This window comes from Acinetobacter lwoffii (assembly GCF_024129735.1).
Taxonomy (GTDB): domain Bacteria; phylum Pseudomonadota; class Gammaproteobacteria; order Pseudomonadales; family Moraxellaceae; genus Acinetobacter; species Acinetobacter lwoffii_H.
In genome coordinates this window covers 21,685-34,813 of sequence record NZ_JAMXXK010000022.1, presented here as the reverse complement: position 1 = coordinate 34,813, position 13,129 = coordinate 21,685, and the positions used below count along the sequence as shown (strand labels likewise).

11 protein-coding genes and 1 tRNA gene are annotated in these 13,129 nt (G+C 44.7%); 9 read left to right on the top strand and 3 right to left on the bottom strand.

Features of this window, described 5'->3' with window-relative positions; all coding sequences use genetic code 11:
* Positions 1–23: 23 nt before the first annotated feature.
* Positions 24–902 (top strand): metal-dependent hydrolase, encoded by an 879-nt coding sequence (locus NI469_RS08045; RefSeq protein WP_004281665.1) that lies wholly within the window; start codon positions 24–26, stop codon positions 900–902.
* 62 nt (positions 903–964) lie between these two features.
* Here the strand turns inward: NI469_RS08045 and NI469_RS08040 are convergent, their stop codons facing one another.
* Both NI469_RS08040 and NI469_RS08035 read right to left on the bottom strand, forming a co-directional pair.
* The gene (locus NI469_RS08040; protein WP_253174819.1) at positions 965–1,957 is read right to left on the bottom strand and encodes a DUF2804 domain-containing protein; all 993 of its coding nucleotides are present in this window, start codon (positions 1,955–1,957) and stop codon (positions 965–967) included.
* Between the two features lie 138 nt (positions 1,958–2,095).
* Positions 2,096–2,605, bottom strand: coding sequence for a DUF1543 domain-containing protein (locus tag NI469_RS08035; RefSeq protein ID WP_253174810.1), 510 nt, complete (start codon positions 2,603–2,605; stop codon positions 2,096–2,098).
* A 484-nt stretch (positions 2,606–3,089) separates the two neighbouring features.
* Here NI469_RS08035 and NI469_RS08030 point away from each other — a divergent pair, with 484 nt between their 5' ends.
* Complete coding sequence (locus tag NI469_RS08030; protein WP_253174808.1) at positions 3,090–5,321, top strand: NADP-dependent isocitrate dehydrogenase; 2,232 nt, start codon at positions 3,090–3,092, stop codon at positions 5,319–5,321.
* A 256-nt stretch (positions 5,322–5,577) separates the two neighbouring features.
* On the opposite strand, the gene NI469_RS08025 is transcribed toward NI469_RS08030, so the two are convergent.
* Positions 5,578–5,664: transfer RNA gene (locus NI469_RS08025), tRNA-Leu, on the bottom strand.
* Between the two features lie 168 nt (positions 5,665–5,832).
* On the opposite strand from NI469_RS08025, the gene queA reads away from it, so the two are divergent.
* The 7 genes from queA to secD all read left to right on the top strand — a co-directional run bounded on the left by queA (position 5,833) and on the right by secD (position 13,128).
* On the top strand, positions 5,833–6,867 hold the full coding sequence (gene queA, locus NI469_RS08020) for a tRNA preQ1(34) S-adenosylmethionine ribosyltransferase-isomerase QueA (RefSeq protein WP_153566544.1): 1,035 nt from the start codon (positions 5,833–5,835) through the stop codon (positions 6,865–6,867).
* Positions 6,868–6,883: 16 nt separating this feature from the next.
* Positions 6,884–7,912: a hypothetical protein gene (locus tag NI469_RS08015; protein ID WP_253174806.1), complete on the top strand. Its 1,029-nt coding sequence runs from the start codon at positions 6,884–6,886 to the stop codon at positions 7,910–7,912.
* A 49-nt stretch (positions 7,913–7,961) separates the two neighbouring features.
* Positions 7,962–8,531, top strand: coding sequence for a LemA family protein (locus NI469_RS08010; protein WP_004645163.1), 570 nt, complete (start codon positions 7,962–7,964; stop codon positions 8,529–8,531).
* Between the two features lie 113 nt (positions 8,532–8,644).
* Positions 8,645–9,499: a DUF4303 domain-containing protein gene (locus tag NI469_RS08005; RefSeq protein ID WP_195725605.1), complete on the top strand. Its 855-nt coding sequence runs from the start codon at positions 8,645–8,647 to the stop codon at positions 9,497–9,499.
* Positions 9,500–9,617: 118 nt separating this feature from the next.
* Positions 9,618–10,748, top strand: a complete 1,131-nt coding sequence (gene tgt, locus NI469_RS08000; RefSeq protein WP_005252828.1) for a tRNA guanosine(34) transglycosylase Tgt — start codon at positions 9,618–9,620, stop codon at positions 10,746–10,748.
* A 100-nt stretch (positions 10,749–10,848) separates the two neighbouring features.
* On the top strand, positions 10,849–11,178 hold the full coding sequence (gene yajC / locus NI469_RS07995; protein WP_004645158.1) for a preprotein translocase subunit YajC: 330 nt from the start codon (positions 10,849–10,851) through the stop codon (positions 11,176–11,178).
* A gap of 51 nt (positions 11,179–11,229) precedes the next feature.
* Positions 11,230–13,128: a protein translocase subunit SecD gene (gene secD, locus NI469_RS07990; RefSeq protein ID WP_064095204.1), complete on the top strand. Its 1,899-nt coding sequence runs from the start codon at positions 11,230–11,232 to the stop codon at positions 13,126–13,128.
* Position 13,129 lies beyond the last annotated feature (1 nt).

Genomic DNA, 13,129 nt, shown 5'->3' with positions numbered 1-13,129 from the left:
CGTCACAAAAAAGAACTTCTAAGATGAATGCAGTATTAAAATCTTCAATAAAGCCCGTGGTCCGGACCCAGCTTGATTTTAAACTGGATGAAATTCCGCGCTACTGGTTTGGCGGCGATCCCTTTCTGACCCGCATGTTCGATGCCTTGAGCCTGACCTTTCCAGATGGCGAGCGTTATTTTATTCAAAGTGTGCGCCTGTTCCGCGATCAGATCACAGACCTGGAACTGCAACAACGTGTGGCAGATTTTATTCGTCAGGAAGCACAGCATGGCATTGCCCATGAAAAAATGAACCAGCTGATGCGTGAACAAGGCATGCCCGTCGATGATTTTATCGAACGTTTGAATAATATGTTCGCTTATGACCTCAAACATCGTTCAGCACAGTTCAATATTGCCACGACGGCAGCGGCAGAACACTTGACCGCGCTGATGGCTGAAACTTTTTACGGTCAGAAATCCACCTTAAAAGACGGGCATCCTCATATACGTGCCATGTTTGCCTGGCATGCGATTGAAGAAATGGAGCATCGTGATGTGGCTTTTGACGTGATGAAAGATGTCGCGAAAACACCTGAATGGATGCGCAAAATGACCCTGCTCAGCACGACATTTTTGATGTTTAGTTATACCGTCTATCGCGCCAATGTCATGCTGAAACATGATGGCTTCAGTGTCTTGGAGCGTTTGCAAATGAACCTGAAAGGACTGCCTTGGTTGTTTGGCCGTAACGGCACCTTGACCCGCATGGGCCCACAATATCGGGACTGGTTTAAAAAAGACTTCCATCCCAGCCAGCATCCTGTGATTGCGCAATACGATGTCTGGGTAAAGACTTTAGCCGAAACCAATGATCCAATTCAGGCCGGTGAAGCCTTCTGGCAGGCCGCCAAAGATTAAGCTCAAATCAAAAGAGCCTTCAAAATTGAAGGCTTTTAAATTAGGTCTTATGTCCTGCACTTTTACCATTTGGCATAATGCTGTTCAAGCAAGGCATATTCATTTAGTAAAATAATTTCCTGATCATCCTGCTGAATCGTTCCGGAAACCTTGGCTTGCCACTGACTAAACTGACTTCCGACCAGACGCAGGTTCAGATTTTCATAACGGCGCCAGCCTGTACTCACCATCAGATTCAATTTTTCATCCAGCGACTGAATCGTCCATTGGTTTTCCGATTCCTGCTGGAACAGTACATCGGCCAATGCATAAATCTTCCCATTGATCCACAGACAATTTTCATTGCCAAAGCTTTCATTTACACCTGATGCCAGATTAATTCCAATCCGGTTCTGGTTCACATCCCAGAAATTACAGGACAGCCAGAACCAGGCCGTTTCCGGGCGCAAAAAACCACAGGTGTCATCCAGAGAGGCAAAACTGCGTTCATTAAACTGGATGGTTTCACCTTGCTTGTTAATGAAAAAACCTTCACAGCCCAAAGTAGTTAATTTCTGAGTATAGGTCCAGCCATTGATACCGGTCGGACTACACATACTCAGTGGATCGGTTCCGGCACAGAAAATTCGTGCACTGAGTTTAATCTCGCCATATTTTCTGACATTGATATAACGCACGCCGTTAGCATGCTGGATATCGATCTGAAAAGGTGATTTGTGAAAATAACTATGATTAAACAGTGGCTGCTCGTCCAGCACCGTGTTACGGGACAGGAAATTAATCGCATTCCATTCCAGCACTTCATTGCTCATATGGTTATAGACATAGACAAAACCATGCCCTGCCCATGCAATATCGGCAATTGCCAGTCCAATCGTATAATGCTCGTGCTGAATACTACAGAATTTGAATTTTTTATATTTTAGATGCTTACGCCAGCCTGACAGCACATGACCATAAGGATTCTTGTATTGATATGCCTGATAGTCAATACTTTTTGGAAGCTCCTTGAAACGTCCATAACGCGGTTGTCCATTTGCCTGAATTAAATCCATTTAAGACATTCCATCTCAGTCAAAACTGTTTTTTCCTTGACAGTATTATGCCAATTATTAAATTTTGATAAAGATATTTTTTAAACCGCTTATCGAATCATCCAGCCGGGCACAGGTTTAATTCAATCGCAAACTGCTTTAAATCGTGAGATAGGTATTTTCCCAGTAATTGTCACTAAAACTGCCCTCTAGCAGTTGGACATAGCGGCCATAGACCTGATCGATGGCAATACAGTCATCTACATCCAGCACACGGTCAGTATGCTGTTTTTGCCAGTGCCGGGCGAAGTAAACTTTACCACGCTGTTTGGCCACCATAACATTCTGCGCAACCACCAACACATAACGATGCAACTCGCCAAACTCACGTGGATCATAACCACCCAGATTAATCAGCCAAAGTTTTTCATCGGATTGCTGTGGCTGTGCATCAGTAAATTGCAGCGCATAGGACTTGCCCTCGAACTCTAGCCCGTTGATTTGCGCCCAGGCATCAATATGCAGGCCTTGCTGCTCAGCAAACCAGGCATTTTTCAATTGCGGATAGGTGTCTTCCAGACTCTCTCCTACTGCCAAAACCACATCATGAACTTCTGTATTGGCACGGGCATGACGACCACCGAGCATTACAATAAACAGGCTAGGCATTACATTTCCTTGTTAGCGTCAATCTATAAGATCATTTCATTGATGCTTTCCAGTATAGCGCAAAGCTATTCCATGATGATGTAGCCATCTGCCAAGGACAAATTTGCATCGTCAGCCTGACTAAATTTGCGCAAAACCGCATCCAGTCACTCTGTATCGATATCCATATCGAGGATCAGTTTAAGCTTGTGTCAGGATCAAAAAACCATTTTCAGTGAATACAATTGACTAGCAAATCATTTCCGATCATTTTCATCAGAATTTACAGCGGAAGATGATTATTTTTTTGTACAAAATACAAACACGGCTAAACCGCACAAATCTGTACAAATTTTCGCCCAAATTTCAATCTAAAGGCATATTTCGTTGACTGAAATGCGCTGAAAGACGATACTCTCAATGTTTTTATTTAAGCAAATCGGTTCAAAGAGGCTGGGCCAAAAGTTCGGTCCTCAGAAACTCAATCCAACGCAAGGGGCTATATATGGCTGGTGGAAAGTCAACTATCATTTACACACTGACCGACGAGGCGCCATTACTGGCGACTTATTCTCTGCTGCCGATCATTGAGACCTTTACTAAGCCAGTTGGCGTTGAGATCGTCAAAAGTGACATCTCTGTAGCTGTGCGCGTGCTCTCCGAATTTACAGATTACCTAAGCGAAGAGCAAAAGGTGCCTGACACTCTAGCTGAGCTAGGTCGTCTTACACAAGATCCAGACACGAACATTATCAAACTCCCAAATATCAGTGCTTCTGTTGGCCAGCTAACAGCGTGTATCAAGGAACTTCAGTCTAAAGGCTATGCAATCCCTGACTATCCTGAAAACCCGACCACTGAAGAAGAAAAAGCAATCAAGGCACGTTATAGCAAATGTCTTGGTTCAGCAGTAAACCCTGTTCTACGTGAAGGTAACTCAGACCGTCGTGCACCTGCTGCCGTTAAAAACTACGTGAAAAAACACCCGCACTCTATGAGCGAGTGGAAACAGTGGTCGCAAACTCACGTTTCACACATGGACGAAGGTGACTTCTACCACGGCGAAAAGTCAATGACTTTAGACCGCGCACGTGATGTGAAAATGGAATTGATCACCAAGTCTGGTGAAACCATTGTTCTTAAGCCAAAAGTTGCGCTTCAAGACGGCGAAATCATCGACTCAATGTTCATGAGCAAGAAAGCACTTTGCGACTTCTACGAGAAAGAACTTGAAGACTGTCGTGAAGCAGGCATTCTGTTCTCTTTACACGTTAAAGCAACCATGATGAAGGTGTCTCACCCAATCGTCTTTGGTCACTGTGTAAGAATCTACTACAAAGAAGCATTCGAAAAACATGGCAAGCTTTTTGATGAGCTTGGCATTAATGTCAATAACGGTATGGCCGGTCTTTACGAGAAGATCGAGGCGCTTCCAACTTCTCAACGTGAAGAAATCATCCGTGATCTACATGCTTGCCAAGAACACCGTCCAGCATTGGCAATGGTTGATTCAGCAAAAGGCATCACTAACTTCCATTCTCCTAACGACGTAATTGTAGATGCTTCTATGCCTGCAATGATCCGTGGTGGCGGTAAAATGTGGGGTGCTGACGGCAAACCTTACGACTGTAAAGCAGTTATGCCTGAATCTACATTCGCACGTATTTACCAGGAAATGATCAATTTCTGTAAGTGGAATGGCAATTTCGATCCAAAAACCATGGGTACTGTACCGAACGTTGGTTTGATGGCGCAAAAAGCTGAAGAATACGGCTCACACGACAAGACTTTTGAGATCTCTGAAGCTGGTGTTGCAAACATCGTTGATCTTGAAACTGGCGAAGTGTTGATGTCACAAAACGTGGAAGAAGGCGATATCTGGCGTATGTGTCAGGTGAAAGACGCACCGATCCGCGACTGGGTGAAACTTGCAGTTACTCGTGCACGTAACTCTGGCATGCCGGCAATCTTCTGGCTTGACCCGTACCGTCCACACGAAAACGAACTGATCAAGAAAGTTGAAAAATACCTGAAAGATCATGACACGACTGGTCTTGATATCCAGATCATGTCACAAGTACGTGCAATGCGTTATACGCTTGAACGTGTTGCGCGCGGTCTAGATACTATTTCTGTAACAGGTAACATCCTGCGTGACTACCTGACTGACTTGTTCCCAATCATGGAATTGGGTACATCTGCGAAAATGTTGTCTATCGTGCCGTTAATGGCGGGTGGCGGCATGTACGAAACAGGTGCAGGCGGTTCTGCTCCTAAGCACGTACAGCAGTTAGTTGAAGAAAACCACTTACGTTGGGATTCACTCGGTGAATTCATGGCGTTGGCGGTATCTTTAGAAGAAATGGGTATTAAAGAAGGCAATGACGACATCAAGTTACTTGCTAAAACTTTAGACCAAGCGACTGGTAAATTGCTAGATAACGACAAGTCTCCTTCTCGTCGTACTGGCGAATTGGACAACCGTGGTAGCCATTTCTACCTGGCGAAATTCTGGGCTGAAGAACTTGCTGCTCAAGACGAAAATGCTGAATTGAAAGCGAAATTTGCACCACTTGCAAAAACTTTAGCTGAAAATGAAGATAAAATCGTTGCTGAGCTTGCAGAAGTTCAAGGCAAATCAGTAGACATCGGCGGTTACTACGCAGTTGATCAAGAAAAAGTAAATGCAGTGATGCGTCCAAGTGCTACTTTAAATGCAGCGCTTGAAACGATCTAAGCTTTTGCAAAACTGACTCAGTCAGTAAGTTAAAAAAACCGGCGTCTAGGCGCCGGTTTTTTTATGCCTGATTCATGTAGCACAATCACCTAATCAATCCATTTCTCGAACGGTGCGATACAACGTTATTTTCGCGAGTTATTTATTCAAATCAAACAGATAATATGTTGAAAGCGGATAGAAAAAGAAACGGGTGATTATTATACAGGCAATAAAAAACCCCAAGACTGAATGTGCTTGGGGTTTTCTAGAATTTTGGTCCCGAGGGTCGGACTCGAACCGACACGTCATCTCTGACAGCGGATTTTGAGTCCGCCGCGTCTACCAATTTCACCACCTCGGGAGTGGATGAAAGGTATAATACGCGATTTCTCAGCACTGTCAACGCAGAATATTTGCATTTGTTTATTTTTAAAACAAATCGCATTTTTTCGTTTTAAAATCGAGCAATTCCCGCCATAAAAAAGAAAAAAGTTTATACTAGCCGCAGTTTTTTTTAGCGTAAATCATCATGCAACTTTCTGATTTTAATTTTGATCTCCCTGATGAGCTGATTGCTCGCTATCCACTGGAAACACGCAGTGCCTCTCGCCTGCTGCACCTCGATGCTCAAGGTCAATATCATGACCATCAATTTACCGACATTTTGGATTTACTTGAAGACGGCGACTTATTGGTATTAAACGACACCAAAGTTATGAAGGCCCGTTTAAAAGGTAAACGTGCTTCAGGCGGTGCAGTAGAAGTGCTGGTTGAACGTATGCAAGATCGCTTTATTGCCTACTGCCATATCAAGGCCAGTAACACTCCGAAAGCCGGTGCAGAACTTTTTATTGGCCCAGATGCTGTTAAAGTCACGGTACAAGGCCGTCATGAAAACTTGTTTATAGTAGAATTTTCACAACCAATTCTAGATGTGCTGGATCAATACGGCGCCTTGCCAATTCCGCCTTATTTCAACCGTGAAGCGGAAGAGATTGATACTGAACGTTATCAAACTGTATTTAATGACCCGACCAAACTGGCCAGCGTTGCAGCACCTACTGCCAGCCTGCATTTTGATGCCGATCTGCTGGCAAAATTGGAAGCCAAAGGCATTCAAAAAACTTTCGTAACCCTGCATGTTGGCGCAGGTACTTTCCTGCCAGTGCGTACCGATGATATTCAAAATCACATCATGCACAGCGAATGGTGCGATGTCCCTGAAACTGCGGTCGAGATGATTCGCCAGACCAAAGCGCGTGGCAATAAAGTTATTTCCGTAGGCACAACTGCCACCCGTGCAGTCGAAAGTGCAGCGCAAGCACATAACGGTGAACTGGCAGTCTGGACAGGTGATACCCAGATTTTCATTTATCCAGGTTATCAGTTTAAAGTGGTCGATCGTTTGATCACCAACTTCCATTTACCAGAATCAACCCTGTTAATGCTGGTGTCTGCCTTGTCCAACCGTGACAATATTCTCAATGCTTATAAGCATGCAGTAGACAGCAAATATCGCTTCTTCAGTTATGGCGATGCCATGCTGGTTGATCAGGCGAAATAAGCGAGAACCATTGCCCATGCCGATCGAGTCTGTACAACAGTCCATTCATATTCGCCGCAAGAAGAATGCAGTGGTGTTTCAGAATATCGCTCGGCTTTGGGATCTGGGTCAACAGGCAAAAACACATCAGCAACTGCTGAACGGGCTGCATCCCTGGAATGGCCCGATTACGCTCAAGTTTGAAAATAACCTGCCGCTTGCGCTTGCCGGAATTGGGCTTTTTCTGATTGGCAGCATTTTTATTGCGCCGGGAAATATCTGGATTCAGAGCAGTGTTTTTCTCGGCTGTCTCTGCATTTTCTGGGCTTATATTTGCTACGAACAGCAGCAGCCCTTAGAGGAAGTCATTGCTTTTCTGGAAGAACAAGCACTGGCCAAGAAATATCAGCTTGCCTTTCAAAAACAGCCACAGCATATTTCTATGCCACTTAATCCCCTACACTTTATCCGGCATTTAAAACAATTATTTCCAGTATTCAACCAAGGTTCGTTGAGTAATGAAATTCAGCGTTATGCCAGCACGGTATGGGAAGACGAAAACGGCCAGCAACATCAGGTACTACTCTTCCAATACCACTATATTGATGAAGTGCAGGCCCGAAACAAGGAAGGCCAGCCAGTCAAACTGATGCAGGTCCATAAAGACCTGTGGGGCGTGTTTGTTTTTGATATCCAGATTCAGGGACTGGCCGTTACGACTTCCAGAAAGAAATTTTATTATCCTTATAGCCATCCCTGGCACAGCAGCGATATTCGCACCAATCAGCGCTTAAGCTTTTATGGCAGCGATATGCTGCAAACTGCCAAATTACTCAGTCCGGGTTTTGTGCTGCGACTGGCCGACTTTTTTGAACAGCGTCAGGGGGATTTACTGTTTCACCCAGAAAATAAGATGCTGTGCTATCTAGGGCCCCATGATTTATTTCAGGTATCGAGCAAGCAGCAGAATATTAGCGATATTTCCACATTGCGCGGCCACCTGAGAACGTTTAAATTAAAACAGCTCGAAAACTTACAACATGATCTGCTGCAGTTTTTAAAATAAATTTTTCGCATCATTTTTAAAATATAGATATAGCTTGGGGAGATCTCGGATGGGATTTTTGATTTTATGTTTGATCATTGTGGCGCTGATTGTCACGATTATCATGATCCGCAACAGTATTGTCCGTCATCACAACGCCACGATTCGCGCCTGGTCGGATGTCGCCAGTTATGAACGGCAAAAACTGAAAATTCTGGATGGGCTGCAACCGCTGGTCGAGCAATACTCGAGTTTTGAAAAAGGCACGCTAGAAAAAGTCACCGAACTGCGTCAGAACATCATGAACCTGAATATCAAGGATGCCGATATTGGACAATTACAACGCATTGAAAGTCTGAACAAACAGTTAATGCATAGCCTGAATGTCGTGATTGAAAATTATCCGGAACTGAAAGCCAATGACATCTATCTGAAAATGATGGCTGAAATTGAAGAACAGAATGAAAATGTCGGTGCGGCGATTACCATTTATAATCGCAATGTCGAGCTGTTTAACAACCAGATCCAGATTTTTCCGCACAACATCATTAATAATATGTTACTCAGAAAAAAAGTGGTACGTCCATTCCGTGATCAAAGCGTGACACAGAATTTTGATTACCGTCCGAACTTTCACTGAGTGAACAGCAAGATCTGATAAAATTTTGCATCCTTGGCGCATTAACTTATTATAAAAATAGCCAAGGATGCGGCTGTACCTATCTAAAACTTATAATATAAAGAATAAAAATTATGCTGGATTATTTAGAGCACTTGCAACAGACGCTGGTCGAGGAATTTTATCGGTTATACGACCATTATCAGGATGATCAAATCTATGCCTGTAGTCTGGTCTTTGACGAATTTTTACTGCTGGATGATCTGGCCATCTCGACTGAACGCAGTATTTTTAAAGATCCGGAAAATCCACAGCAATATCTGGCGGAACAGGATCGCTGGAATGTCCGGAAGTGGCGTTATCGGGCCCACGCTTTGCCCGACTCTGGACTTATCCCCTTTAAAACCTTACTGGCCGATTATTTTAAAACCCAGCACAGCTTTGGCCATCCGGTATTGGCACAGCAAAAACAGCTGCACGCGACGCATCTGGATTTATTGCTGGAGAGTTTTAAACAGGCCAAACATCGTCTTTCTGAAGCCTATGGTCTGGATCTGGATGGCATCCTGTTTTTCATGAGCCTGCCCACCCAAGTCGAATTTGAATGCCAATCTGCACAGACACTTAATCCTGAGCATATTCATTTACAGAAATTTCTGGCATCCAGACAAACTACTCATTTACCTGCCATGCAGAAACGCTTGAAACTCTCGCAAAACGACAAAGATATCTTGATTGATCTAGAGCAGATGCTGGTGATGGAGCCTTATGACTATCTACAAGTGGCGCAAGATGCCTATTTGCTAACCTTGGAATCCTACTTTGTCGATAGCAATATTTATATCCAGAAACTGATCCAGCATATCGCTGCAATGGCCTCAGAACCGGATGGCAGCTGCGCCCTCAGCCGGGAAGATATTCAGCAGCGCTTACAGCAGTTTTCTACACATCCCCCAATATCTCCGAATGTTCCCTTGCTTCAGCGATAAATAAAATTACAGAGCGAATGCTCTACAATGCTGGCGTTTAGTGTAAGAATCAAGGAAAATAGCGCCCTTTAGCTATAACAATCAGCGAACTGTTTTTTCGCCTTGATGTGGAACTCCTATGAAGTTTGAAAAATTAGGTCAGTCGGGCCGTGCCCGTCGTGGTCGTTTAACGCTTGAACATGGTGTGGTGGAAACCCCGATGTTCATGCCTGTGGGTACGTATGGTACGGTCAAGGGCCTGTTGCCACGCGACATTAAAGAGATCAAATCTCAAGTCATTCTGGGCAATACTTTCCATTTGTATCTACGTCCAGGACTGGATGTAATTCGTGAACATGGCGGCCTGCACGGATTTATGAAATGGAATAGTCCCATTTTGACCGATTCAGGCGGCTTCCAAGTCTTCAGTCTGGGCGCAATGCGTAAAATCAAAGAAGAAGGTGTGACCTTCCGCTCACCAATCGATGGTTCAAAAGTATTTTTATCTCCTGAAATTTCAATGGATATTCAGCACACGCTGAACTCTGACATTGTAATGATTTTTGATGAATGTACCCCGTACCCTGCGACGCATGAAGAAGCGCAAAAATCGTTGCAACTTTCTTTACGCTGGGCCAAACGCTGTAAAACCCAGCATCATGACGTGCTGAAAAACCGTAATGCGCTGTTCGGCATTATTCAAGGCGGCATGTATGAAGATTTACGTGATGAATCTTTAAAAGGCCTGCTTGAAATCGACTTTGATGGTTATGCGATTGGCGGCCTGTCCGTGGGCGAACCAAAAGAAGAAATGATCAAGGTTCTGGATTATCTTCCAGAGAAAATGCCTGCAGACAAACCGCGTTATTTGATGGGTGTCGGCAAGCCTGAAGATATTGTGGAAGCGGTGCGTCGTGGTGTCGATATGTTTGACTGCGTAATGCCAACCCGAAATGCACGTAACGGTCACTATTTTGTGACAGACGGCTTGGTGCGAATCCGTAACAGTAAATACCGTCATGACCAAAGCCCACTCGATCCGCATTGCGACTGCTATACCTGCCAGAATTTCACCCGTGCCTATTTATTCCATCTTGAGAAATGTGGGGAAATGCTCGGCTCTATGCTCGGTACGATTCATAATCTGCGCTATTACCTGCGTTTGACTGAAGCGATGCGTGATGCATTAGACAACGGTACATTTGACGAATTTGTTCATGACTTTTATGCCCGCCGTGGCCTGGAAGTGCCACCTTGTCCGCAAGATTAATCCATCAGCATTTGCGCTGAGGAAAAAGACAATGTAAATTGCAAGAATATGTCAATTTATTATCGAGTTGATCACCAGTTTTTTATTTTAGGAAAATGTAATGAGCCTTTTTATTTCGACTGCTCACGCTGCAGGTGAAGCTGCACAACAACCAAGCATGATGGCGAACCTTTTGATGATTGCTGTTTTTATTGCAATCTTCTATTTCTTGATCTGGCGTCCTCAATCTAAACGTGCCAAAGAACACCGTGCTTTGGTCGACAGCCTTGGCGTTGGCAGTGAAGTGGTATTTGCAGGCGGATTAATGGGCAAAATCACCAAGATTGAAGGTGACTTCGCAGTGGTTGAATTGAGCCGTGGTGTAGAAGTCAAAGTTCAACGTGCAAGTGTGATCTCAGTCCTACCTGAAGGCACTTTAAATAACCTTTAATCAAAAATAGTCGTGCCCTCGCACGACTTTTTCATTTTAAGAAGAAAACGAATGCGTTACCCAGCATGGAAATATGTACTGATCCTGGTTGTTCTGGTGATCAGTACTTTATATGCCCTGCCAAGTTTGTATCCAGATGAACCTGCTGTACAGATTTCGGGTGCCAAAGCCGGTACTCAAATTGATGCAAGCATCGTACAAAAAGCAGAGCAAATTTTAAAAACTGAAAATATTGCCACTCATGACAATAGCTTTAGCAACAATGCGGCCCTATTACGTGTAGATTCAAGTGAAGCGCAACTTAAAGCCAAAGAAGCTTTACGTCGTGGTTTAGGTGATGAGTACGTGGTTGCACTTAACCTCGCCCCAACCACCCCAGAATGGCTGCAAAAAATTGGTGCCAAGCCAATGAAGCTTGGTCTGGATTTACGTGGTGGTGTTCACTTCTTGCTTGAAGTGGATATGGACAAGGCCATTGCCCAGCGTATGGAAACCTCTGCGACGGATCTCCGTCGTCAGTTACGTGATAACAACCTGAAATTTAATAGCCTGACTTTAAGCAACAACACCATTGTGATGCAGTTTGCCAACAATGATGATCGTGCTGCAGTGATGGACTTCTTGCGCCGTAACGGCAATGAGTTTACCCAGCAGGCTGTTGCAACCAGTACCGGTTCGACCTTACGTCTGAACTATACCGATGTGCGTAAGCAAGAAATTGAATCTTATGCAGTCAACCAGAACTTGACCACCTTACGTAACCGTATTAACGAGTTAGGTGTGGCTGAAGCACTGGTTCAAACCCAAGGCAGTAACCGTATTGTGGTTGAGCTTCCGGGTGTGCAGGATACAGCTGAAGCGAAACGTGTCCTTGGCCGTACCGCGAACCTCGAGTTCCGTCTGGTATCTGACCTGAATGATCAATACATCGATCCATATACCGGTCAGGCTACAGGTGCATTACCACCGGGCACAGAAGTCTTTGCCTATGAATCACTGGACAGTGGTCGTCAGCTCCTTCTGAACCGTAACCGTATTTTAACTGGTGAACGTGTTCAAAATGCATCCAGTGGTTTTAGCCAGGACACTGGCGGTGCAGAAGTGAACATTACGCTGGACAGCGCAGGCGGCAAGCTGATGTCGGATGCGACCCGTAATGCGGTTGGTAAACGTATGGCAGTGCTGTTCATCGAAAACAAACAGCGCATTAACTATGTGGAAGACCCGGCAACTGGCACTCAAACTGAAGTCCGTACGCCATATACTGAAGCTGTCGTGATTAATGCTGCGACCATTCAGGCGGTATTGGGCTCTCAGTTCCGTATTACCGGTCTGGACTCGCCACAGGAAGCGGCTGAACTTGCATTAATGCTTCGTGCAGGTGCGTTGGCTGCGCCAATGTACTTTGTTGAAGAACGTGTGATTGGTCCAAGTCTGGGTCAAGAGAATATCGACAAAGGGGTGCTTTCAACTCAGATCGGTTTCCTCCTGGTTGCCATCTGGATGGTGGTGTTCTTCCGCGTGTTTGGCCTGATTGCCAACTTTGCCCTGATATTTAACCTGGCGATGATTCTGACAGTCATGTCGTGGATTGGTGCTTCCCTGACCCTGCCGGGTATTGCCGGTATTGTGATTACCATTGGTATGGCGGTCGATGCCAACGTACTGATCTGTGAGCGAATACGGGAAGAAATGAAATGGGGAGCTTCGCCAAAACAGGCGATTGTGGCCGGTTATGACCGGGCCTATAACACCATTTTTGACTCGAACTTGACCACCTTCCTGGTAGCATTCATTCTGTTCGCGATTGGTACAGGTCCGATCAAAGGCTTTGCCGTGACCTTAATGATTGGTATTGTCTGCTCGATGTTTACTGCCATTACAGTAACACGTGCAATCGTACAGATCATTTATGGCAAAAAACGTAACTTGAAAAAGTTGAGCATTTAAG